The sequence below is a fragment of the Pedobacter sp. ASV12 genome (assembly GCF_016429155.1).
Taxonomy (GTDB): Bacteria; Bacteroidota; Bacteroidia; order Sphingobacteriales; family Sphingobacteriaceae; genus Pedobacter.
The window spans coordinates 20,601-42,081 of the sequence record NZ_JAELUC010000010.1; the positions used below are offsets into that span (position 1 = coordinate 20,601).

Below are 21,481 nucleotides of genomic sequence, written 5' to 3' on the forward strand. Positions count from 1 at the left end.
AGATGGGTAATTTTGATGCCTTAGATGATGCCTCTGCACATGGTATGGCCAGTATTGGTGCGGTAGGTCGTTCCGTTTACGATAACCGCGCAACCACAGTCGAGCGTGCCCGATCCGTTTGAACACTGGCCTTGATAATTCTTCCGAAGCTCCTCAATGTACAGTGTACAGGTTTCGGCGGTAAAGCATACCACTTCTCCGCCCGGTACTGTTCCCGCTAAAATGTTTTTCATTTCGCTTCTTGTTAAGGCCTTGCCTTGCCCAGGCTTTGCGCCTACAGTTTTTGTCCTTTTCATGTTTGTCATATTTGGTAAATGCAACCTCATTACACCAGGTTGCTTGGGTGCTTTAGCAATAAGACAATAGGTTGAAAAAGTAAATTTTTGCGCTGCCGGGATGCGGGGACAGAAGTGTCCTAAAGTTTGGAAAGAATTTTCTAAAAAGCTATCCGTTTTATGGATAGATTATCCAATAAATTGCTAATTTTAGAAAAAATACAAGATATGGTTGGTCTTAAAATACGTATGATCAGAGAGATGAGAGGCTACTCTCAAGAGTACATGGCAGATAAATTAGGGATGGCCCAAAACTCTTATTCAAGGATTGAAACTAATCAGACAAAATTATCTACGGAGCTTTTACAGAAAATAGCGACCATTCTGGGCGTTTCGCCTATGGATATCCTGAGTCAACAACCAGCTATTATCAACCTGCAGTCGAATCAGGGAACGCAACAGGCTATAGGGCATGTTGACACCATTGTGTCGGAAAACAAGGAGCTTTATGCCAAAATGCTGGAGCAGAAAGATGTCGAAATCCAGCGACTGCAAAAGATGGTAGAAGCCCTGCTCGAAAAACTCGGCAGTTAACCTCCCCAATTTCTGTAGCGAATAGCCGCAGTGGAGCCCTCTGATCTTGCGCTTTAGGACTGTTTTTATTGTTGGCGGAGAATATCAACAAATACACCATCCGTTACAAAACCTTTGGCCTGCAAATAGTTAGCTTCAGATTACAGGATTTCTATAGATGAAGTCCATCGTTCCCATTAGTGTTCCTCGCGATAAAGAACACAAAACCGCGAGTGCTTAAGCTTGTGGCTTGGGCGTATCGCTTACCGTACGTTGTGTAGGATAGGCAAAATCAGACCCATATTGGTGCACGATTTCAATCAGCTTAAAATTCACCGCTTCCTTGATTTTGAGGTAGGCGTTAAAATCGATATTCTGTACCAGGTAAAGCACCTGGATATTCAATGCCGAATCGCCAAAACTATCAAATGATGCAACTCCGTCGGAAGTATCAGGATTATCGGCCAAAAACTGGTTGATATCATCCACAATTTTTTTAATCATTTCCGAATCGGTTTCGTAGGTTATGCCGATGTTGAATTTTACCCTACGGTAATTGCGTCGGGTCATGTTTTCGAGCACGCCATCAATCATTGCCCTGTTGGGTATCACGATGGTTGTTTTATCGGTACTGCGCAATACCGTACTTCTAAAGCCGACCTTCTCAATGGTTCCCTCAACACCGTCTACTTTTACCAAATCGCCCACGGTAAAAGGCTTATCCATAAAAATGGTGAACGATCCGATCAGGTTTTCGAGGCTTTCCTTGGCGGCCAAAGCAATGGCTATACCTCCGATACCCAAACCGGTAATGAGACTCAATGCATTCACTTCGAACACATAACCCAACAGCACGAAGAAGCCGATAAAACAAACGATAAACTTAAACAGCTCTTTCAAGAAAGGCACCAATTGGTCGTCGGCCTTATTGTTCGATTTCATGGCCTTGTACATAAGCACATGGGCAACAAAATCGATCAGCCTCAGCACGATCCAAAAGAAAGCCATAATGATCAGGAAGAGGAAGATCTTGTCGAACAGCTCGCCCAGGGTAAATTCCTGTGCCACCTTAACCTTGTCTACCACCTTATGGTAATGCCAGCACACCACATCGAGCGGGTGCTTCAATTGGTTAACCGCCAGGTAAAGCGAAGCCAGCGTAATAAAGGTTTCGATCGGCTTTAGCAGGAGACCAATAAAGGTGTCCATCTTTACATCGTCGGCAAATTTTTTGAACAGCCTAAACAGGAGCTGGCTTAAAAACCTCGAAACTATCCGCTTAAAAAGCAGTCCAAGCAAAAGTATGCCACCAAATAAGCAATAAGCCTGAATGGTATTGCCCCAGAAAACCTGTCCAAAAAATTCGCTGCTCATTATACTAGTTGTTTCAATGCAATTTCAAATGCAGTGCTCGATAAATTTGTTTTTTTGTTAGATGTGGCGTAAACAGCCTTCAAGGCATTGTTGATTACCGATGAAGCATCAGAAAAGATAGCATCGTCGCTCATTTCGATGTTACGCTGCATCAGATAGGCAAATACCCTGGCCATGCCGCAGTTGGCAATAAAATCGGGGATTACCGCTACATTGTTGTCGGCATACTCCATAATGCTGCCAAAGAAAATTTCCTTGTCGGCAAAAGGCACATTGGCGCCACAGGCAATTACTTCCAAGCCGCCTTTGATCATTTTATCTACTTCGCTTTGCTGCACCAGCCTAGAGGCCGCTGCAGGCACGAATATTTCGGCTCCAACGTTCCATACCTGCTCGTTTGCTTCGGCAAAAGGAATCAGGTTATCGGCCACCAAGGTATTGTTTACCCGGGTATTGAACAATGTTTTCACTTCTTCGGCACTCAAGCCTTCGGGCCTGATCAAACCGCCAACGCGATCGATGATAGCCACAATTTTAACGCCTTGTTGCGCCAGGTAGTATCCGGCTGCCGCCGCTACGTTGCCCCAACCCTGAATAATGGCTTTCTTGCCTGCCACATGGCCACCCCAAATCTCGTAAAAATGCCTGATCGATTCAGAAACGCCATAGCCGGTAATCATATCGGCCACTTTGTATTTTCTTTTGATGTCGGGCGTGTACTCTAAATCTTCGAGCACTTTCGAAACACCATAGCGCAACTGGCCGATTTGGTGGATGCGCTCGTTTTCCCTGGCCTGATAGTGACCATTGATTACGCCCTCTTGCGGGTGCCATAGGCCGTAGCCTTCGGTAATAGGGATAACTTCGTGTATCTCGTCTATATTCAAATCGCCTCCAGTACCGTAATAGTTTTTAAGCAGGGGCATAACGGCCTTGTACCAGCGCTCCAAGACTTCTTTTTTACGCGGATCGGCCGGGTCGAAGTTGATGCCCGATTTTGCACCGCCAATTGGCGGACCAGAAACGGTAAACTTAACCTCCATGGTTTTGGCCAACGATTCTACTTCACGTTTATCCAAGCCCTTGCGCATACGCGTACCGCCACCGGCCGCACCGCCACGCAGAGAGTTGATCACTACCCATCCTTCGGCTTCCGATTCTTTATCTTTCCATTCGAAAACAATTTCTGGTTGTTTCTCTTCATACTTTTTTAACAGTTCTTTCATCTGTGTAATCTTGGTTTTAACAGTGATGAAGCTATCGGGAGCATTCAAAAACACTCTCGAAGGTTCATTTCGATTTATAATTTGGTGGGGCAAAGATATAAACAAAAAAACCTCCACGAAGCTAATCGTGAAGGTTATATTTTTTTATAGAAAATATTACTTTCTTAAAGATTTGATACGGGCTGCTTTACCGGTTAGTTCGCGTAGATAGAACAATTTAGCTCTACGTACTTTGCCGTAACCGTTAACTTCCACTTTATCAATATTTGGAGAGTTTACCGGGAAGATACGCTCAACACCTACTCCATTACTAATTTTACGAACAGTAAACGTTTCGTTTGCGCCAGCACTGTTGCGTTGGATTACAACACCTTGGTAAATCTGAATACGTTCTTTATTTCCTTCGCGAATTTTATAGTGAACACTCACTGTATCTCCTGACTTGAAAGAAGGAAGTTCTTTTTTCGCGATTACCTGCTCTTCTACAAATTTTACTAAATCCATGATTTTAAGCTATTAAGCCGATTTTTGGTTCTTCAAAATCGGATTGCAATATTAGGCATTTTATTTTTAAAATAAAAGCGAAGTTTAAAAATAATTTATTTTCTAACAAATTGTGGTTTTTCCACATTTTTGGAGGCTTATTTCAACAGGTCGGGTCTGCGCTGTTCGGTACGCTTCAGGGCCTCTTCGTGGCGCCACTCGTTAATTTTGGCTTCATGGCCGCTCAGCAACACCTCTGGCACCTTGTGTCCACGCCACTCGGCAGGCCTGGTGTAGATGGGGGCATCCAGCAATTCGCCCTGAAAACTGTCTGAAAGGGCCGAGGTTTCATCGTTCAGCACGCCCGGAATTAAGCGGGTTACCGCATCAACCAAAACCGCAGCCGGCAGTTCGCCACCAGAAAGCACATAATCGCCAATTGAAATTTCGCGGGTTACATAAATATCCCTGATACGCTGGTCTATGCCTTTGTAGTGGCCGCATAAAATGATAATGTTTTCCTTTATCGACAGCTCGTTGGCCATGGTTTGGTTCAGCGTTAGACCATCCGGACTCATAAAAATTATTTCGTCGTAGGTCCTTTCGGCCTGCAGTTTTTCTATGCAGCTGGCAAAAGGCTCAATGCTCATCACCATGCCACTGCCGCCGCCATATGGATAATCGTCAACGCTCTTTTGCTTGTTGGTGGCGTAATCCCTTAAATTATGCACCACGATTTCGGCGATGCCTTTTTTTTGCGCACGCTGCAGAATAGAATGGGCAAAAGGGCTGGTCAATAAATCGGGCAGTACAGAAATGATATCAAAACGCATGGGGCAAAGGTAAGAAATTAACCCTTGCGAAGTTTCGAAACTTCGCAAGGGCTGTGTTCGTTCGTTTGTTCTTTAGCTCATTGACAACACCTCAAGAGACAGAATGGCTGATTGAAACATCGGCAACTGAAACCTGCCTACAATAGGCTATCGGCCAAAAAACTTCGGACTAACTAATCACCATCTTCCAGTTCAAAAATCTCTTCCACTGGTTTTTCAAACACCTTGGCCATTTTTAAGGCCAGCACGGTTGACGGCACGTATTTGCCCGATTCGATGGTGTTGATGGTCTGCCTCGAAACCTGGATCAAATCAGCCAGTTCGGCTTGGGTAATATTTTTGATGGCACGTTGTACCCTGATGTTATTTTTCATAGCTCATTCCTCCTTCGGCAGCAGTTAACAATCGGTTATTTTTATAATTGACGTACTCCATTCTGAGCACAAAATAAAGCAACAGCGAGAATTGCGCAAATAGCATAAAATATAAAAAGCTGAACGAATAGAGCAGCACATTGGCCACCAGCAACAATCCGTAGTTAATGTAAACCGCCAACTGCAGGCTTTCCAGGCGTTGCTGCATCAGCATTTCGTCTTCTTTTTTATGCTGCGAAAAGGCCCAGAGCAATAAGCCGATTACCAAGCCCAAGTAATTAACCTGTTTTACCGGATCCCATTTTTCATCGTCCAAACTAAAAACAAACACAAAAGTCAAGACCAAACAAACTAACGAAAGGACCACACCTACCGGCTTAAAAGGCAGATGGGGCAAAAACCGGGGCTCGCTGATCAGGTAGCTTTCTTTTTTAAAATATTTAAGATAATAAAACCTGCCGATAAAAATAACCAGCGGCGTGAAGAGGTTCAGCTCGGAAGCGTGGTCGCCAATAAACGGAATTTCGGCAATGCTCATGCTAAAAACCAGGCCCACAAAATAAAACAAATAATAGGTCATCACGCCCCAATACAGGGCGTTGAGCCTAAGCCGGGCATTGAGCTCGTCCTCTTTCCTGCTCTTAGAAAAGGCAATGAGCAACAGGCCTGCGATAACCAGCAAGATGGCCAGCTCGTTGGTAAAATTTTCGAAGGCGGGCGTAAATATTCCATTGGTTTTACGCAGCCGCAGCCCAAAACCCGGAATTTCGTATTGCTGGATGATGTTAAAGTAGCCTAAGACAAAGCCAGGTATGGCCAGCACGTATCCAACCCAGCTACCCCATGTTGGAAACAGATATTTACTTTTCATGATTTTAATTTTTTAGCGGTTAAACAACAATTATATCAAGCATGCTTGAACAAATGTAAAGCATAATTGACATAAATGTCAAGTTTAATTTACAAAAAGATTAGAATATCTTACAAAACTACCTTAAACTGTCCACTGATCGTGAATTATGGCCACTAAATAATATTCGTTATTGTACATTTTGAAGACCAAACGCAGGCTACGCCAGTCCATGCCGTTGTATTTTGGATCGATACCTTTGATGTGGTACTCCACAAAATGAAGTCCGGGATAAACTTCAGAAATGTTGTTCAAGGCGTTTCCCTTCTTGATCACCTGGTCGAAAGCCACTTGATCGCTACTGAGGTAATCGGCATCGTATACAAACTTGTCGAGATAAGGAATTACTTTAAGCTTCATCGATTCGCCGGTACCGTCATAAACGCCCCAGGTGAGGGTCCAGTTTTTCTCAATGGATTCGAGAAAGTCTTTCGCCAGCAGCTTCTTGCTGTTGGCTACATTGATATGGCCATAGGGCGAAAAGAGTATGGGATCTTTAGGGTGGAAGTAGCTGGCAAACGAACGGTAATCCTTGTTTTTGAGGCTTTGCAAGACCCGGCCTGCCACCAGCATAACCGAATCTCTTGCCGGCGAACCCGGCTGTTGCTGCACAGCCACGCTGTCTTTAGGCGGCACGGGTTGGGGGGCAGGCTTGTCCTCAACCAGCGAATCTAAAGTAATGCGCTTCATGTTCTCGTTGCCGCCGCAACCCCAACAAAAAACGGCCACCAAAGCAAATGCGATTGCACATCTCATCATGCTTAAAGATAGCCACAGGGTTTTAATTACCCAAATAAATATCCAGCAATCCTTCTGGCAGGTCGAGGTGCAAGGTATTTTCCTCATCGTCTATTTCCAGAATGAAATCCTCATTGAGCGGGAAAAGCACATCGCGGTTTTTATAGTGTACGGTAGCCACAAATTGTTGCGGATATTCGTTTACCTCGATAATCTCGCCCAATTCGCCAAGCGTTTCGTCAATAGCGATAAAGCCTTTCAGGTCGGTGTAGTAAAACTCGTCGTCTTCGCGTTCTGGTTTTTTGCTCAGTGGCAGGTAAACCTTTTTCTTTACCAAAGGCTGGGCCTTGTCTATATGGTCTATATCGTCAAAATAAAAAGTTCCGGTTTGGTTAGCCTGCAATTTATGCGATGCCACGAAATAGGGCACCAGCTTGCCGTTCATTTCAACAAACAGCACATCAAGATCCAGCTGCTCATAATCTTCAAACTCGAAATAAAGCTGCACTTCGCCTTTTAAACCCTTGGTTTTGGTGATGTAGCCGATATAAAACGCCTCTTCTTTTAACATAGCGAATGGTATAGGGGGTTAAAAAAATAGCGAAGGACTTTGCAGTTCTTCGCTATCTATCAGAATTGGACAAGTCTTATGCGTTGTCTTCTTCTTTTGTTTCTTCTGGAGCGGCCTCTGCTGCTGGAGTTTCTTCGGTTGCAGTTTCAGCTACAGGAGCTTCTTCTGTTACTTCTTCTTCAACAACTTCTTCTGCTACTGGCGCGTTTTTCAATGCGATAGCGGCGGCGCGGTCAGCATTTTTCTTAGCCTCGGCAGCTAGGGCTGCTTTTTTAGCTTCGTTTTTGCTGTTGCTCAAGTTTTCTTTTTTGCTTTCGATTTTACCACCTTTAGCCTCTAACCAAGCTGCAAATTTAGCCTCTGCCTGCTCTTGGGTTAAAGCGCCTTTTTTAACACCACCTTCTAAGTGTTTTTTGTACAAAACGCCTTTGTAAGAAAGGATAGCGCGGGCAGTATCAGTAGGTTGTGCACCTTTGTTTACCCAGTCTAATGATTTTTCGAAATTGATTTCGATGGTGGCTGGATTGGTGTTCGGGTTGTAAGAACCTAAACGCTCAATAAATTTACCATCTCTTGGTGAGCGAGAATCCGCTACGACCACGTGGAAAAAAGGTTTCCCTTTTTTACCGAATCTTTGCAATCTGATTTTGGTTGCCATTCTTTTAAGTTTATGTATTCAACATAGTTCCCGGAAGCACCGTGCTTGCGGGGAGGCAAAGGTAAGTAAAATCCCAATAACTAACAAGCTTTTAGTCAATTAGTCGAAATCCGGCAAGCGATGAGGCTAATGGCCGCCTGAGCCATAATGCCTTGCCATACGCTCTGCGTACGGCGCAAAGCTCAAATTTTAAATTCAGCTAACAATACTCTAATGGGTTTTAGGCATCTTTGAAGCATGAAGATAGCCATAGACATGGACGAAGTCCTAGCCGACCCCATCCACAAATTTATAGAACTCTACAACCGCGACTACGGCATTCCGCTCGACCTGAAATTAGATGCCGGCAACGAAATCTACCACCATGTACCTGCGCACATCAACAACAAATGGTTCGATTACATTAACGAAAAAGGCTTTTTCAGGAATTTGCCCGTTATTGAAGGGAGTGTAGAAGCCGTCAAAAAACTGCAGGAACAACACGAGGTCTATATTGTTTCGGCGGCCATGGAATTTCGTAATTCCTTAGAAGACAAACTCGACTGGCTTAAGGAGCATTTTCCATTCATCAGCTGGAGGAACATTATTTTTTGTGGCGACAAAATTGTAAACGTAGATGTGATGATCGACGACCGGATCAAGAATTTTATCGATTTTAAAGGGCGCCCGCTTTTGTTCACTTCGCCACACAACCTTTTAATAACAGATTACGAACGGGTTGACAACTGGCAACAGGTTTTGGATAAACTGTTGGTTCAGTAGTTCGCTGGTCCATTTATAAAGGCCTTTGTTTGACGTGTAGGATTACGGCTGGGCTGTTGCTTAAAAAATGGCCAGAAATAACCCTCTGGCCATTCCCCTCACCTTAAAAACTAAATTCTCCAACCAGGTTTCCGTTTCTGCTGCTGGACTCCAGGGGCAATACCATCATCTTTCGCTCTTCTTTGCCTGTGGCATAGCGGATATAGATCTCGGCGCTCACCGTTGTTGGTCCGCTTAGGCTAACCTGCCTGTCGCCAAAGTAGTTTACCTCTATTTTATATTTTCCTTTGATGGCTTTTTTGAGCATAAACTGTTCCGGGCCATAACCATCGGTAAAGTCGTTGCTCATTCTGCCTCCGATTTCAGTTTTTGGATGGCTGTAATAACATTTTTCTCCATCGGGATCGGTAACCCACAAATCGATATCAGTGTCGTTCTTGTTCCAGTTGAGCACCACCCTAATGTCAACCGGTAAAGGCTGGATCAGTCTTTTATCAATTTGCCTGGTATCTAGCCGCTTGCCGTATTTTGTAATCAGGTGGTTGATTTCGGCAATAATGATCTCTTCAATGCCTTCATCCCTATCGGCCGATTGCATGTTATAGCTTTGGGTAAGCACTTTGTACAGGTTGTTGAGCGCTTCCTGATAACGGCCCACATCTTCTAACGCCAACGCATAATCGCGATAGCTTTGCGCATCCATTGGCCGCCATTGCAACACCTTTTCGGCAATGAAAAGCGAGGCGGTATAGTTATGGGTCTGTTTAAGTTTATAGGCCATTACCTTGTACAAATCGGCATTTTCAAGCTCTAGTTCTGCCATGTTGCTCAATATCTGCAGCGCCCTTACACTATCAGCCTGTTGATAGAACCAATTGGCCACATCGAAATAAAAAGTTGGCGTATGCAGGTATTGCTCCCTAAGCCCCAAATATTTCTGATAGGCTGCTGCCGGCTTGCCGGTTAAAGCCTTCATGTAATCTTTATCGCTTTTAAATTCTTTGACCGTAATGACGGGTTGCTGCTCAAATGCCTGCGACTTATCTCTTGTAACTTCCATGCCCGCTACCTTGCCCTGCAGGGACCCATTTGTTGGCAGCGTTATAGAAGACGCCGAATAGGTAGTCATTCGCTTAGCCTGCGCTTGGGCAGTTGAGGTAATCATCGCTTCCTGAAGACTGTTATTTTTCAGCAGTTCTTCTGCTTGTACAGCATCGGCCCTTTGCCTTTCATTTCTTGCCGGGCTTGGTGCACTTACCGCAGCTTCTCTCACCCTTTCTTCGACCACTACCGGCTGCGGAAACTTGAACTGATCTTGTTTCCTTTTCGGAGTAAAGTCGGTATTCCACCATTCCTTAAGCGTTTTGCTCATGGCTATCGCGTCATTAATCAGGTCTGTTCTTCGCTCTACAATCAATTGCCTTCTTTGTTTTGTTGCCAAATCGAATTCCTTGCGCAGTTCGGTAGGCGGCGTAATGTCGTACCTCAGGTAATCGTCTAAAGTTTCCAACACAAGGAGACTGGTATTTCGGGTTACAATGCCAAACTGCTTGCTCAGGCTACTGATTTCGTCTTTATTGGCTTCATACTGGATGTCCATTTCGGCAATTTTTTTCTGCGCCCAAATTCTGCTTACTTCTACGCGGCTTAAGGGTTGCATATTAGGGTCGAGGCGCACTTCCTGTTCGCTTACTACCGAACGGCCATAGCCAAACTGCAGGATGATCTTGGTGCTGTATTCGCTTAATATTCCGGCAACGGCCAAATGTCTGCCGGCATTTACCGGTAGCGAAGGATAGGTTTGGCGTACTTCTAGGTTGTTTTTAATGCCTAAATACTGCAACTGGTCTTCGTTTAGCTGCTCAAAGGCATCTTTTGTGGTTGTGGCATTGAGGTTAACAAACTTGCCTCCGCTTTTCAATGCAATGTATTGTTGCGTGCTGTAATCGGCCTTTAAACTCGAGTTAACTACATGAACAGGCTGCTGAAGCGCTACCCTATTTTTCCCGAAAGTTGAAAGCCCATCAGTAAAAAACAGATACTCGCCGGCCGGCAAAACCTTCGCATTGATGCGGCTAAAATCGGTCGCGCCATCATAAACAATCTTGCCCAGTCGCTCTCTTAGCGCATCCCAATTGCCGTTGGTAATGGTAAAAGTACCTGCCAGACTAAAGGTATTGTTCAGCAAGCCCAAACGGATAGTGAGGTTTTTTCGTTGTTTGACAATCAGGTCTAAAAGTTCTGTTTCCTTTTTCAAATCGCGTTGTAGCCCACTTAGCGAGCAATCCCAAATCAAGCCGATTTCATTGCTCCATTGGTGCGGCCTGCTGGCGGCTTTCGGAAAAACATTGACCAGGAAGTAATAACCGCTGCTGGCCTTTTGCAACTGCACCTCAGGTAAACTTGCTTTTTTAGGCAGGTTGATGGTTAAGCCTTTCTTCGAAATAAAATCGGTTTTCCTTAGCGAAGCGATATAGGTATTGTCCATGTTTTTAATATCGAGGCTGCCATCGGGCTGCTCGACAAACTCGGGCTTGGCTATGCTTTCGAAAATGGTTGCATTTAATGAGAATTCGGCGATTTTTTCTGGATAAGCCAAAGGCAGGTGATAGCGCAAGGTGCTGTTTGCCCCAAGCTTGAGCTCTTCTTCATAGCCCAAGGTAATGGTTCTTGATCCGTTTGCCGGAATAGGATAGATCTTTGTCCTGAAATTATTGCCCTCTACCTGTTCGAGCAGACCCGGGTCAACCCTTCGGCGTACAATGCTTTCAAAAACCTCGGTGGCCTTGGCTTTGGCTACAGGTACGGCTTCGCGCATCTTGCCGTTAATGTCGAGCGCATAGCGGCTGATTGTTACGCCTTCGGGCATCGGAAAGGTCAGTTCTCCCTCTAAAACGCGATTGCTGCTGTTGTAAAAGGTCATGGTCATGGTGGTTGTAGCAATATTGCCCACCAATTGTACGGCTATATCCAGTTTTTTTAGCGTAACCGGCTGTTCTGTTGCCGTACCTGTTTTCAGAATCGGCATTTGAGCCAATGCCCAAATTGGTAAGGCGAGCAGCACAAGGGGGAGAAAAAGTTTAAATAGTTTCATGGCTTTGCATTTTTAGTATGGATGCAAAACCAAATCAATTTGCATAAATCTTTTTTCGGATGATGATCGGGGCCCATGCTTTACTCGTCCCGTTTTGTAACATTTATGCGCTTTAAGCATCGAAATATAAAACCTAAAAGAAAATGTTAATCACAACCACAAATACCATTGAAGGCAAGAGAATTGTAAAGTACATTGGTCTTGTAAGTGGCGAAACCATTATTGGCGCCAATATTTTTAAAGATTTGTTTGCGGGTATCCGCGATATTGTCGGTGGCCGTTCGGGCTCCTACGAGCAGGTGTTGCGCGAAGGCAAAAACACAGCCGTAAACGAAATGCAGCAATATGCGGCAGCCATGGGTGCCAATGCCATTATTGGTGTAGACCTCGATTACGAAACCGTTGGAAGCGGTGGAAGCATGCTGATGGTTACTGCTAGCGGCACCGCCGTTGTGCTGGAGGATTAGCGCAAAGTGTTTGGGATTGCGCTGGGCGTTTTCTGCAAAGCGCAGCCACTACAAAATAAAGAGGCCACAGATTGACAGACTTGAATGCATCTCAGCTGTTAATCTGTGGCTAGTTTTTTTATAGCGAAAGGATTTCTGCCAATTTTAACCAGGTTGGCGTTATTTTTTCTGCATCGATATGTTTGATGGCGTGCGAAAACGGGGTAAATACGATTTCTTTGTTAACCTGGCCAGCCATTACATCGGTCTTGCCTTCTAGTAAGCCTTCAACCGCCGCCACGCCCAGGCGACTTGCCAATACGCGGTCCATACAGCTCGGCTTGCCACCACGCTGGATATGACCCAATACCGAAACACGGATATCATACTTCGGAAACTTGGCCTTCAGCGCCTCTCCTACGTTGTAAGCACCTCCGGCTTCGTCGCCCTCGGCAACAATAATAATTTTAGAAGCCTTGTCTTTACGGCCATGCTCCAACCTTTTCATCAGGTCTTCTACACCAATTTTGGCTTCCGGAATAAGGATGGCTTCAGCACCTACACCAATACCACTGCGCAAGGCGATTAATCCCGAATCGCGACCCATTACTTCTACAATAAACAACCGGTCGTGCGACTCGGCGGTATCTCTGATCTTATCAACCGCATTGACCACGGTGTTAATGGCCGTATCGTAGCCGATCGTAAAATCGGTTCCAGCCAAGTCGTTATCAATAGTGCCAGGCAAACCAATCACCGGAAAACTGAATTCTCTCGAAAAAAGATCGGCACCGGTAAAAGTTCCGTCGCCACCAATGACCACCAGCGCATCGATATCGCTTGCCACCAAATTCTTATAGGCCAGCTCGCGACCTTCCTTGGTTTTAAAGGCATCGCTACGGGCGGTTTTTAATATGGTGCCTCCCCGTTGGATAATATTGGCCACCGACTTGCCGTCCATCGGCATAAAATCGGCTTGGATAAGTCCTTCGTAGCCCCGCATTACGCCGGTAACCCTTAAATTATGGTATAAGCTCGCTCTTACCACCGCCCTAATGGCGGCATTCATTCCGGGAGAATCTCCTCCGGAAGTTAGTATTCCTATATTTTTGATGTTACTCATGTATGTTTCTTATTTGCTCGGCTTATAATTGTCTAAGCCACTCTGCAAGAATGCCGCATATTCCTTCGCATTAAAATTAGCGCCTTGGGGTTCAACCAATGGATTTAAATCATGGTCGGCCAATACATAAAATGGCTGTGCGTTTGCATTGTATTTAGTTGCCTGAAGATCTTGGTTCCATCTGCCCAAATCATCCGTATTCCCTTTCAAATAGTTAGAATAGTGATTTTTATTGGCGGGCATTTTTATTTTCCGCTCGTCTACATAGAGTTGGATCAGCACATAGTTTTCTTTAATCAGCTTGCCTACTGTGGCATCGACCCAAACCTCGTCTTCCATTTTGCGGCAATTGACGCAGGTATGGCCGGTAAAGTCGAGCATAATTGGCTTATTTACTTGTTTAGCGTAAGCAATTCCCTCATCCAAATCAAAAAACACATTGAAACCATGCGGCGGATGCAATACATCATCGTATTTTACCTTTTTAGGGAAACCCACCGAGGCCGAACTAGCAGAACCTGAGCTCCCGGCAGTCAAGATAAAATCCTGGGTATTCATCGGAGGTGCCAATCCGCTTAATATTTTTACCGGAGCACCCCAAAGGCCAGGCACCAAATAAATGGCGAAAGCTATTGAAACTAGCGACAATAATAACCTTGGTACGCTGACATACTGCAGGTCGCTATCATGTGAAAATTTGAGCTTGCCCAGCAGGTAGAAGCCCATCATGGCAAAAATCACGATCCACAATACCAAAAAGATTTCTCTGTCGAACCACTCCCAGTGCCAAACCAAATCTGCTGCCGACAGGAATTTCAAGGCCAAAGCCAGCTCTAAAAAGCCCAAACAAACCTTTACGCTGTTCAGCCAGCCTCCAGATTTTGGCATGCTATTTAAAAAGCCTGGGAATATAGCCGATAAGGTAAACGGAAGGGCCAAAGCCAAGGCAAAACCAAACATACCAACGGCAGGTGCCAATATTTCTCCTTTTGAACTTGCTTGCACCAATAGCGTACCGATAATTGGTCCGGTACAAGAGAACGAAACCAAAGCTAAAGAAGCCGCCATAAAGAATATACCACCCAAACCTTTGCTATTGTCGGCCTTTGCGTCAATCTTATTAACGAAAGAACTTGGCAAGGTAATCTCGAATGCACCAAAAAAGGAAATGGCAAAAACAACAAGCAATATAAAAAACAGAATATTGAATAGGCCGCTGCTGCTTAATTCATTCAGCTTTGCCGAACCAAACAAGATAGTAATCAACAAGCCAAAAGCCACATAAATAACGATGATAGAAAGGCCATAAATAATGGCCAAGCCAACGCCTTTTTTCTTGCTTCCCGCTTTTTTCGTAAAATAACTTACTGTGAGTGGAACCATGGGAAAGATACATGGCATTAGAAACGCCAAGAATCCACCAAACAAACCCTCAATAAAGGTTTGCCAAAGTGTTTTGGGCTTTGCCTCTTTTTTAACTGATGTGGCTGGAGCTTTTGCCGTACTTACCGAATCCTTTTTAACGGTATCTGCTTTGATATTATTCTTTATGCTATCTTCCTTAGACCCAATCGTGGTAAACTGCAAATCGTCGGGTGCACTGTTGGCCGTTGTGTCTGTTTGCGGTTTGAGCGCATAGCCGAGGTTAGGGCTCATTACTAAAAAGGAAGCCATAAGGAACAGCAGCAAGCTTAATTTTTTCATGGTGATATCGATTAAATTCTCAAAGGTTAGTGTGCTTTGGTGTGTTTTTAAAAGGCGTGAAGTTAATGATATTTTTTTATTTGACATCTTTGGTCCTCTCCTCAAATGCCTTATTTTACTTTCAATAAATACTATCAATTAACTGGGATACTAAACATCAGCTCGTCAGAAGGCAGGCAAGCCTTGTCGCTGCATACCATAAATTCAACTTTGCCCCTAACGGTAGTTTGCCTTTTGTTGAGCCTGATTTTTTGCTCAAAAACAACCTCTTTTTCAAAATAGCCAAGGTTGGCCTTTAAAAATTTATCGTATTTAACTGTTGGCTTGGGCTGCTGGGTAGCCCCAATCAGGGTATAATCTTTAGCGGGTACAAAAGTAAAAAAGGTGCGGGTTGGACTCGGTTTCGGATTGAGTGCATAAACATGCCATTTAGGCTGCAGGCGGGCTTTAAGGTAAAGCGTGGCTTCATGCGCTCCGGTTTTTTGGGCGCGGTACGACCAGCTTATTGGTTTTTCAAGCTGTGCCAATACGCTCGAGCTGGCACCAAGGATCAAAATCAATCCCAATATCAGTTTCTTCATTGGATTATATCAAACAAAAAAAGCCCTGAAAAACTTCAAGGCTCTTTAATTTCTTTTTATGGTTTATTTTACCGGTATGCTAAAGGCTACTTCGGCAGGAGGCAGGCATTGCTTGTCGTTACATACGCCAAACTCCAGTTTTCCTTTGACCACGGTTTCGCCCTTGTTCAGTTTTACCTTTTGCTGAAAAACGACTTCGTTCTCAAAATAAGCCACGTTCATCTTGAAAGTTTTTTCATAAGTGCTAATCGGTTTAGGCTCCATAGTCTTGCCAACCAGGGTATAGTCTTTTGATGGGCTGAAGGTGAAAACGGTTTTGGTAGGTCCACCCGCCTTTACGTTTTGCGAATAGATATGCCATCCTTCATCAATTGTGGCCTTTAAATAAACCGTGGCTTCGGTTTTGCTTGTTTTTTTGGCCACGTACGACCAGCTTACGGGGTTTTCTAGTTGCGCAAATGCTCCGGCAACGCTAAAAAATAATACTGTTAATACTAAAGCTATTCTTTTCATTTGTTTATATATGGGTTAAAAATTCGATCTCCTTAAAATTATATTCCACCATTTGGCCTTCTTTTTCCAAGCGCAGCAGCCCCAGGTCGCTGATGCCCTTGATCGTTCCTTCAAAAACCTCGCCATTTTGGCGGTAGTTAGCCCGCTGGTCAAACCTGTATAGCCTATCAACGTAAGTTTGCCTCAATTCGGTATAATGGCCCGCCCTAAGCTGCAAATATAGTTTTTCCAGTTCGCTGCAAATTTCAGACAATAATCTGTCCAAATTCACATCTTGTTGTAAAATTTGCCCCAGAGAAGTAGCACGTTGACTCAGTGCTGGCGCAAAAACCTGCTGGTTTACATTGAGGCCTATGCCAATAACGGCAGTTTTGATGGTGCTGCCCACGATGGTATTCTCAATCAGTATGCCACCCAGTTTCTGGTCAAAATAGTAAATATCATTGGGCCATTTGATGCACATGCCCGATGGCACATAAGCCAACAAAACCCTGTTTACAGCCACGCTAACCACCATGTTGAGCAAAAACTGCTTATCCAGGGGCAAAAAGCCGGGCCTCAATAAAACACTGAAAGTTAGGTTTTTTCCGGGCTCGGCATGCCAGGCATTCTGCTGCTGGCCCCGTCCGGCATATTGATTCTCTGCCATAATTACAGTACCTTCTGCTAATGGCTCGGAATTTGACACTAGATTTTTCAGAAAATTATTGGTCGAATCAACCGCCGATAATTTGATAAGATTTTGACCAACAAATAATGTTGAAAAAGTGTTATTTTGCAAGTGTTGATGTTATATTTGTTGCTAATCAAAAGTAAAAATTTTTAATGGTAAAAAAGAAAACCGCAAATCTTTCTACATACCTCTCAGAAATAGCTATCCATGGCATCCAGGAAAAAAAAGGGAACGATATTGTGCGCTTGGATCTTAGAGAACTGAACAGTTCGGTTTCCGATTATTTTATTGTTTGCAATGCCGATTCTTCGACCCAGGTAAAAGCCATTGCCGATAGCGTTGAGGATGAAATCTATAAACAAACGCAGTTGAACCCTTGGCGCAAAGAGGGTTTGGATAATGCCGAATGGATTATCCTCGACTATTTTGATGTCGTAGTGCACATTTTCAGAACTGAAAAACGCGATTTCTATGGCATCGAAGACTTATGGGGCGATGCAGAAACCACCTCTTACAAGAGCGCATAGCCGTTAACTTAACACTAATGTAAAAATGAAAGAAAACCAAAATACAGACAATCCAAAACAGATTAAGCGAGTTCCTAATATTCCGAAGAAACCACAAAAAGGCTCCAAATTCAATATCTTCTGGGTTTATGCGGCCATTATTATCGGTCTTGTTGTTGTTAATTTCCTGTTCTCTTCCAACGATGTAAAAACCATCCCATACAAGGAATTCGAGCAAAACATGCTCATTCCGGGCGATGTGAAGCAAATTGTGGGCTATAAATCGTCGGATGGAGAAACGTATACCGGCGAAATCTACCTCAAGCCAGAAAAGGACAAAGATCCAAAGTATAAAAAATACCTCAACAACAATGCGCTGCAGCTTTCTAAAGGCGGACCGATTGCTAAATTGGTGATGACCGATTCGAAAACAATGAGCGAAAGCTTGAAGGAATCGCAAAAAAACCTGTCTCCTGATGATCAGATTACCATTACGGCTACTTCGAAATCAAATCCATGGGGCACTATTTTTCTCAATATCATTTTGCCACTGTTGTTTTTTGCCGGACTTTGGATTTTCATGATGCGCCGCATGGGCGGTGGCGGCGGTGGTGGCGGCGGCCAGATTTTCAACATCGGAAAATCGAAGGCTACACTGTTCGACAAAGAAAGCCAGGTTAACATCACCTTTAACGATGTAGCCGGTTTAGAAGAAGCCAAACAAGAGGTAATGGAAATCGTAGATTTCTTAAAAAATCCTAAAAAATACACCAATTTGGGTGGTAAAATCCCGAAAGGTGCGCTTTTGGTAGGTTCGCCGGGTACCGGTAAAACCCTATTGGCCAAAGCCGTTGCCGGCGAAGCCCAGGTTCCTTTCTTCTCGCTGTCGGGTTCCGACTTTGTAGAAATGTTTGTGGGCGTGGGTGCCTCGCGTGTGCGCGATTTGTTTAAACAAGCCAAAGACAAGGCTCCGTGTATTATCTTTATCGATGAGGTGGATGCCATTGGCCGGGCCCGTGGCAAAAACAGCATGATGGGCGGCAACGATGAGCGCGAAAACACCCTGAACCAGTTATTGGTAGAAATGGATGGTTTTGGCACCGATTCTGGAATTATCATCTTGGCCGCAACCAACCGTCCTGATGTATTAGACTCGGCTTTAATGCGTCCAGGAAGGTTCGACAGGCAAATTTCTATCGACAAGCCAGACTTGGTTGGCCGCGAGCAGATTTTCAGGGTACACTTAAAACCAATTAAAACAGCACAAGAGGTTGATGCCAAAAAACTGTCGGCACAAACGCCTGGTTTTGCGGGTGCAGAAATTGCCAACGTTTGTAACGAGGCCGCCTTGATTGCGGCACGCCGAAACAAGGAAATGGTTGATATGCAGGATTTCCAAGATGCGATTGACCGTGTAATTGGTGGTTTAGAAAAGAAAAACAAAATCATCTCTCCAGAAGAGAAAAAAATTGTGGCCTACCACGAAGCCGGCCACGCCATCGCAGGCTGGTTCCTAGAACACGCCAACCCATTGGTAAAGGTTTCCATTGTTCCACGTGGGGTTGCGGCCCTAGGCTATGCGCAATACCTGCCTAAAGAGCAGTTCTTGTATACCACCGAACAACTGATGGACGATATGTGCATGACCATGGGTGGCCGTGTAGCCGAAGACATTATTTTTGGCAAGATTTCGACCGGTGCGCTGAGCGATTTGGAACACATTACCCGAATTGCCTATGGCATGGTTAAAATCTATGGCATGAACAAAAATGTGGGTAATATCTCTTTCTACGACCCGCACAACGAATACAATTTCGATAAGCCATACTCTGATAAAACGGCCGAAATGATCGACAATGAGGTTCGTGCCCTTTCTAACGAAGTTTACGAGCGTACCAAAAACCTCTTGCTCGAAAAGAGGGAGGGCCTGGAAAAACTGGCTCAAAAACTATTGGAAAAAGAAATCCTTTTCCAAGCCGATTTGGAAGAGCTTTTGGGCAAACGTCCATTTGATAGCAGAACAACTTACGACGAGTTTGTAAACGGTACCGACAATCCGCTACCTGTTTCTGAAGGCTTGGTGCAAGGCAATGTTACGCCACTCGAGCCTAGTTCAAAAACAGAAGAATAAACAATTATTCAGCCATACAACAGAGCAGCAACCTTATAGTTTAAGGTTGCTGCTTTGTTTATAAGAAAAGTTAATTACATTTGGATTGTCTGATATGAAAGAGAATATTACGCCGAAGGAATTGATGCTGAAAAAAATTAGAAAGGCCCTGCTCGAAAAGCGGGACAATCCTTATCCTAATTTAGAAGAAAACCCTCTTTACAAGTCTAATACCGAAGAACTGGAAATCCTGTTTGCCGAGCAGCTCACCGCCGTGTCGGGCAATTTTGTTTTTTGCGAAAACGGGGTCGATTTTATCGAAAATATTCTCGAATTGGCCGATCGTTTCAATTGGCGCAAAATCTATTGCTGGGAACCCGAACTGCAAGCCTTGTTAAGGCACTACGAATTCCCTTTTTACGAAACCGACAAAGACTTTGAACTGGCCGAAGTAGGCATTACCCTTTGCGAAGCTCTCGTGGCCCGAAACGGATCGGTTATGCTGAGCAACCAACAGGCCTCCGGACGACGGCTGAGCATTTTCCCTCATCATCACATTGTAATTGCCAGAACCGGCCAGCTGGTGTTAGACCTTAAAGATGCTTTCAAGCTGCTGAAAGACAAATATGGCAACCAACTTCCTTCTATGATAAGCAACATTACCGGACCAAGCCGAACGGCAGATATTGAAAAAACACTGGTCCTTGGCGCGCATGGCCCAAAAGAACTATTTGTATTTTTGATTGACGATTTTTCCTGAAAAATTTTTATTTTAAATAAATAATACTATTTTTATACTGAATACCAAATCGGTATAGGGTATAAACTTGGCAAGATGAACAAAACATATTCGGTAATCACAGGCACAGGCAGCTATATTCCAGAAAATATCATCTCGGGTGATCATTTCATGGAGTCCTCTTTTTTCGACAAAGGCATAAAGCTGGACAAGGAAAACACCGAAATCATTAACAAGTTTAGTGAAATTACGGAAATCGTTGAGCGCAGGTATGCCGATCCGCACCTGCTGAACAGCAATATTGCGACAGTAGCGGCCAAGCGCGCCATTGCCGCGGCTGGCATCGACAAGGAATCGTTAGATCAAATCATTTTTGCACACAACTTTGGCGATGTTAAATTAGCCTCTAACCGCATGGATATGCTCCCGGCTTTGGCCGCCAAGGTCAAGCTGGAGCTACAGATCGAAAATCCGGATTGCGTGGCCTACGACCTTATTTTTGGCTGTCCGGGTTGGGTACAAGGCGTTATACAAGCCGATTACCTGATCAGGAGCGGCGACGCCAAAAAAGTAATGGTTATTGGTTCGGAAATGCTTTCGAGAATCATCGATCCGCACGACAGAGACAGCATGATTTTCTCCGATGGCTCGGGCGCAGTTATTTTCGAAGCCCGCAGTTCTGATGAGCCTCTAGGCGTTATCGCCCATAAAAGCCAAACCTTTGCCAATTATGCGTCCTTACTTACCATGGGCTGTAGCAACAATCCCGACGAAAAGAACGGCAATACCTACCTTAAAATGAACGGGCGCAAGCTCTACGAATTTGCGGTAATCAATGTGCCCCAAGTGGTTAAAATAGCCATAGACAAGGCCGGCATAGGTTTATCAGCCATTAAAACGGTATTCATCCATCAGGCCAATGGCAAAATGGACAACGCCATTATGAAAAGGCTGTTTAAGCTTTATGGATTAGACGAAGTACCCGAAAACCTTGTTCCCATGACGATTTCATGGCTGGGCAACAGTTCTGTAGCCACCATCCCAACCCTTATCGATCTGGTGGTGAACGGAAAGGTAGAAGGCTACCAGGCCAGAGCCGGAGAATACGCCGTGTTTGCGTCGGTTGGAGCAGGAATGCACATTAATGCCGTAGTGTATCGGTTCTAAAATACTTGGCAGGCACATTCTCAAAGCATACCTACAACGTTAAAAATT

23 protein-coding genes are annotated in these 21,481 nt (G+C 44.5%); 7 read left to right on the forward strand and 16 right to left on the reverse strand.

Translation table 11 applies throughout. The features are described 5' to 3' along the window. Nucleotides 1-20 precede the first annotated feature (20 nt). Nucleotides 21-296, reverse strand: coding sequence for a hypothetical protein (locus tag JHD69_RS04765; RefSeq protein WP_199137870.1), 276 nt, complete (start codon nucleotides 294-296; stop codon nucleotides 21-23). A 159-nt stretch (nucleotides 297-455) separates the two neighbouring features. Here JHD69_RS04765 and JHD69_RS04770 point away from each other — a divergent pair, with 159 nt between their 5' ends. Continuing rightward, nucleotides 456-869, forward strand: coding sequence for a helix-turn-helix domain-containing protein (locus tag JHD69_RS04770; protein ID WP_199137871.1), 414 nt, complete (start codon nucleotides 456-458; stop codon nucleotides 867-869). 216 nt (nucleotides 870-1,085) lie between these two features. Here the strand turns inward: JHD69_RS04770 and JHD69_RS04775 are convergent, their stop codons facing one another. The 9 genes from JHD69_RS04775 to JHD69_RS04815 form a co-directional block, all read right to left on the reverse strand. Beyond that, a complete protein-coding gene (locus JHD69_RS04775; protein ID WP_199137872.1) occupies nucleotides 1,086-2,222 on the reverse strand; it encodes a mechanosensitive ion channel family protein in 1,137 nt (378 codons plus the stop codon). Then, on the reverse strand, nucleotides 2,222-3,448 hold the full coding sequence (locus tag JHD69_RS04780) for a Glu/Leu/Phe/Val dehydrogenase dimerization domain-containing protein (RefSeq protein ID WP_199137873.1): 1,227 nt from the start codon (nucleotides 3,446-3,448) through the stop codon (nucleotides 2,222-2,224). Before JHD69_RS04780 ends, JHD69_RS04775 begins: the two co-directional genes overlap by 1 nt. Nucleotides 3,449-3,604: 156 nt before the next feature. Beyond that, nucleotides 3,605-3,952, reverse strand: coding sequence for a 50S ribosomal protein L19 (rplS, locus tag JHD69_RS04785; RefSeq protein WP_233165698.1), 348 nt, complete (start codon nucleotides 3,950-3,952; stop codon nucleotides 3,605-3,607). Nucleotides 3,953-4,089: 137 nt separating this feature from the next. Further along, the gene (gene trmD, locus JHD69_RS04790; protein WP_199137874.1) at nucleotides 4,090-4,764 is read right to left on the reverse strand and encodes a tRNA (guanosine(37)-N1)-methyltransferase TrmD; all 675 of its coding nucleotides are present in this window, start codon (nucleotides 4,762-4,764) and stop codon (nucleotides 4,090-4,092) included. A 173-nt stretch (nucleotides 4,765-4,937) separates the two neighbouring features. Beyond that, nucleotides 4,938-5,138: a helix-turn-helix transcriptional regulator gene (locus JHD69_RS04795; RefSeq protein WP_199137875.1), complete on the reverse strand. Its 201-nt coding sequence runs from the start codon at nucleotides 5,136-5,138 to the stop codon at nucleotides 4,938-4,940. Beyond that, the gene (locus JHD69_RS04800) at nucleotides 5,128-6,009 is read right to left on the reverse strand and encodes a hypothetical protein (protein ID WP_199137877.1); all 882 of its coding nucleotides are present in this window, start codon (nucleotides 6,007-6,009) and stop codon (nucleotides 5,128-5,130) included. Before JHD69_RS04800 ends, JHD69_RS04795 begins: the two co-directional genes overlap by 11 nt. A 123-nt stretch (nucleotides 6,010-6,132) precedes the next feature. Further along, on the reverse strand, nucleotides 6,133-6,807 hold the full coding sequence (locus JHD69_RS04805) for a hypothetical protein (protein ID WP_199137878.1): 675 nt from the start codon (nucleotides 6,805-6,807) through the stop codon (nucleotides 6,133-6,135). Between the two features lie 22 nt (nucleotides 6,808-6,829). Next, nucleotides 6,830-7,357: a ribosome maturation factor RimM gene (gene rimM, locus JHD69_RS04810; protein WP_199137880.1), complete on the reverse strand. Its 528-nt coding sequence runs from the start codon at nucleotides 7,355-7,357 to the stop codon at nucleotides 6,830-6,832. Between the two features lie 76 nt (nucleotides 7,358-7,433). Further along, entirely contained in the window at nucleotides 7,434-8,015 is a 582-nt protein-coding gene (locus JHD69_RS04815; RefSeq protein WP_199137882.1) for a 30S ribosomal protein S16, read from the reverse strand. A gap of 237 nt (nucleotides 8,016-8,252) precedes the next feature. On the opposite strand from JHD69_RS04815, the gene JHD69_RS04820 reads away from it, so the two are divergent. After that, on the forward strand, nucleotides 8,253-8,777 hold the full coding sequence (locus JHD69_RS04820; RefSeq protein ID WP_233165700.1) for a 5' nucleotidase, NT5C type: 525 nt from the start codon (nucleotides 8,253-8,255) through the stop codon (nucleotides 8,775-8,777). Between the two features lie 103 nt (nucleotides 8,778-8,880). Here JHD69_RS04820 and JHD69_RS04825 read toward each other — a convergent pair whose 3' ends face one another. After that, nucleotides 8,881-11,871, reverse strand: coding sequence for a VIT domain-containing protein (locus JHD69_RS04825; protein WP_199137884.1), 2,991 nt, complete (start codon nucleotides 11,869-11,871; stop codon nucleotides 8,881-8,883). 143 nt (nucleotides 11,872-12,014) lie between these two features. Between JHD69_RS04825 and JHD69_RS04830 the strand changes: the two genes are divergently transcribed. Next, nucleotides 12,015-12,338, forward strand: coding sequence for a heavy metal-binding domain-containing protein (locus JHD69_RS04830; protein ID WP_199137886.1), 324 nt, complete (start codon nucleotides 12,015-12,017; stop codon nucleotides 12,336-12,338). Between the two features lie 118 nt (nucleotides 12,339-12,456). On the opposite strand, the gene pfkA is transcribed toward JHD69_RS04830, so the two are convergent. From pfkA to JHD69_RS04855, 5 genes are all read right to left on the reverse strand, one after another. Beyond that, on the reverse strand, nucleotides 12,457-13,440 hold the full coding sequence (gene pfkA / locus JHD69_RS04835) for a 6-phosphofructokinase (protein ID WP_199137888.1): 984 nt from the start codon (nucleotides 13,438-13,440) through the stop codon (nucleotides 12,457-12,459). Between the two features lie 9 nt (nucleotides 13,441-13,449). Continuing rightward, nucleotides 13,450-15,144 (reverse strand): protein-disulfide reductase DsbD family protein, encoded by a 1,695-nt coding sequence (locus JHD69_RS04840; RefSeq protein WP_199137890.1) that lies wholly within the window; start codon nucleotides 15,142-15,144, stop codon nucleotides 13,450-13,452. 134 nt (nucleotides 15,145-15,278) lie between these two features. Continuing rightward, entirely contained in the window at nucleotides 15,279-15,725 is a 447-nt protein-coding gene (locus tag JHD69_RS04845) for a protein-disulfide reductase DsbD domain-containing protein (protein WP_199137892.1), read from the reverse strand. 63 nt (nucleotides 15,726-15,788) lie between these two features. After that, nucleotides 15,789-16,238 (reverse strand): protein-disulfide reductase DsbD N-terminal domain-containing protein, encoded by a 450-nt coding sequence (locus JHD69_RS04850; protein ID WP_199137894.1) that lies wholly within the window; start codon nucleotides 16,236-16,238, stop codon nucleotides 15,789-15,791. Nucleotides 16,239-16,242: 4 nt separating this feature from the next. Beyond that, nucleotides 16,243-17,019 carry a biotin--[acetyl-CoA-carboxylase] ligase gene (locus JHD69_RS04855; RefSeq protein ID WP_199137896.1) on the reverse strand — a complete coding sequence of 259 codons (777 nt, stop codon included), beginning with the start codon at nucleotides 17,017-17,019 and terminating at the stop codon, nucleotides 16,243-16,245. Between the two features lie 44 nt (nucleotides 17,020-17,063). On the opposite strand from JHD69_RS04855, the gene rsfS reads away from it, so the two are divergent. From rsfS to JHD69_RS04875, 4 genes are all read left to right on the forward strand, one after another. Next, nucleotides 17,064-17,438 carry a ribosome silencing factor gene (gene rsfS, locus JHD69_RS04860; RefSeq protein WP_199137898.1) on the forward strand — a complete coding sequence of 125 codons (375 nt, stop codon included), beginning with the start codon at nucleotides 17,064-17,066 and terminating at the stop codon, nucleotides 17,436-17,438. A 25-nt stretch (nucleotides 17,439-17,463) separates the two neighbouring features. Further along, nucleotides 17,464-19,548, forward strand: a complete 2,085-nt coding sequence (gene ftsH, locus JHD69_RS04865; RefSeq protein WP_199137900.1) for an ATP-dependent zinc metalloprotease FtsH — start codon at nucleotides 17,464-17,466, stop codon at nucleotides 19,546-19,548. A 94-nt stretch (nucleotides 19,549-19,642) separates the two neighbouring features. Next, complete coding sequence (locus JHD69_RS04870) at nucleotides 19,643-20,287, forward strand: LutC/YkgG family protein (RefSeq protein WP_199137902.1); 645 nt, start codon at nucleotides 19,643-19,645, stop codon at nucleotides 20,285-20,287. 75 nt (nucleotides 20,288-20,362) lie between these two features. Next, complete coding sequence (locus JHD69_RS04875; RefSeq protein WP_199137904.1) at nucleotides 20,363-21,433, forward strand: 3-oxoacyl-ACP synthase III family protein; 1,071 nt, start codon at nucleotides 20,363-20,365, stop codon at nucleotides 21,431-21,433. The last annotated feature ends 48 nt before the right edge of the window (nucleotides 21,434-21,481 follow it).

Excerpts from the sequence above, each read along its gene's own strand:
- JHD69_RS04765 (WP_199137870.1), bottom strand. The coding sequence starts at position 296 with ATGAAAAGGACAAAAACTGTAGGCGCAAAGCCTGGGCAAGGCAAGGCC.
- JHD69_RS04770 (WP_199137871.1), top strand. The coding sequence starts at position 456 with ATGGATAGATTATCCAATAAATTGCTAATTTTAGAAAAAATACAAGAT.
- JHD69_RS04775 (WP_199137872.1), bottom strand. The coding sequence starts at position 2,222 with ATGAGCAGCGAATTTTTTGGACAGGTTTTCTGGGGCAATACCATTCAG.
- JHD69_RS04780 (WP_199137873.1), bottom strand. The coding sequence starts at position 3,448 with ATGAAAGAACTGTTAAAAAAGTATGAAGAGAAACAACCAGAAATTGTT.
- rplS (WP_233165698.1), bottom strand. The coding sequence starts at position 3,952 with ATGGATTTAGTAAAATTTGTAGAAGAGCAGGTAATCGCGAAAAAAGAA.
- trmD (WP_199137874.1), bottom strand. The coding sequence starts at position 4,764 with ATGCGTTTTGATATCATTTCTGTACTGCCCGATTTATTGACCAGCCCT.
- JHD69_RS04795 (WP_199137875.1), bottom strand. The coding sequence starts at position 5,138 with ATGAAAAATAACATCAGGGTACAACGTGCCATCAAAAATATTACCCAA.
- JHD69_RS04800 (WP_199137877.1), bottom strand. The coding sequence starts at position 6,009 with ATGAAAAGTAAATATCTGTTTCCAACATGGGGTAGCTGGGTTGGATAC.
- JHD69_RS04805 (WP_199137878.1), bottom strand. The coding sequence starts at position 6,807 with ATGATGAGATGTGCAATCGCATTTGCTTTGGTGGCCGTTTTTTGTTGG.
- rimM (WP_199137880.1), bottom strand. The coding sequence starts at position 7,357 with ATGTTAAAAGAAGAGGCGTTTTATATCGGCTACATCACCAAAACCAAG.
- JHD69_RS04815 (WP_199137882.1), bottom strand. The coding sequence starts at position 8,015 with ATGGCAACCAAAATCAGATTGCAAAGATTCGGTAAAAAAGGGAAACCT.
- JHD69_RS04820 (WP_233165700.1), top strand. The coding sequence starts at position 8,253 with ATGAAGATAGCCATAGACATGGACGAAGTCCTAGCCGACCCCATCCAC.
- JHD69_RS04825 (WP_199137884.1), bottom strand. The coding sequence starts at position 11,871 with ATGAAACTATTTAAACTTTTTCTCCCCCTTGTGCTGCTCGCCTTACCA.
- JHD69_RS04830 (WP_199137886.1), top strand. The coding sequence starts at position 12,015 with ATGTTAATCACAACCACAAATACCATTGAAGGCAAGAGAATTGTAAAG.
- pfkA (WP_199137888.1), bottom strand. The coding sequence starts at position 13,440 with ATGAGTAACATCAAAAATATAGGAATACTAACTTCCGGAGGAGATTCT.
- JHD69_RS04840 (WP_199137890.1), bottom strand. The coding sequence starts at position 15,144 with ATGAAAAAATTAAGCTTGCTGCTGTTCCTTATGGCTTCCTTTTTAGTA.
- JHD69_RS04845 (WP_199137892.1), bottom strand. The coding sequence starts at position 15,725 with ATGAAGAAACTGATATTGGGATTGATTTTGATCCTTGGTGCCAGCTCG.
- JHD69_RS04850 (WP_199137894.1), bottom strand. The coding sequence starts at position 16,238 with ATGAAAAGAATAGCTTTAGTATTAACAGTATTATTTTTTAGCGTTGCC.
- rsfS (WP_199137898.1), top strand. The coding sequence starts at position 17,064 with ATGGTAAAAAAGAAAACCGCAAATCTTTCTACATACCTCTCAGAAATA.
- ftsH (WP_199137900.1), top strand. The coding sequence starts at position 17,464 with ATGAAAGAAAACCAAAATACAGACAATCCAAAACAGATTAAGCGAGTT.
- JHD69_RS04870 (WP_199137902.1), top strand. The coding sequence starts at position 19,643 with ATGAAAGAGAATATTACGCCGAAGGAATTGATGCTGAAAAAAATTAGA.
- JHD69_RS04875 (WP_199137904.1), top strand. The coding sequence starts at position 20,363 with ATGAACAAAACATATTCGGTAATCACAGGCACAGGCAGCTATATTCCA.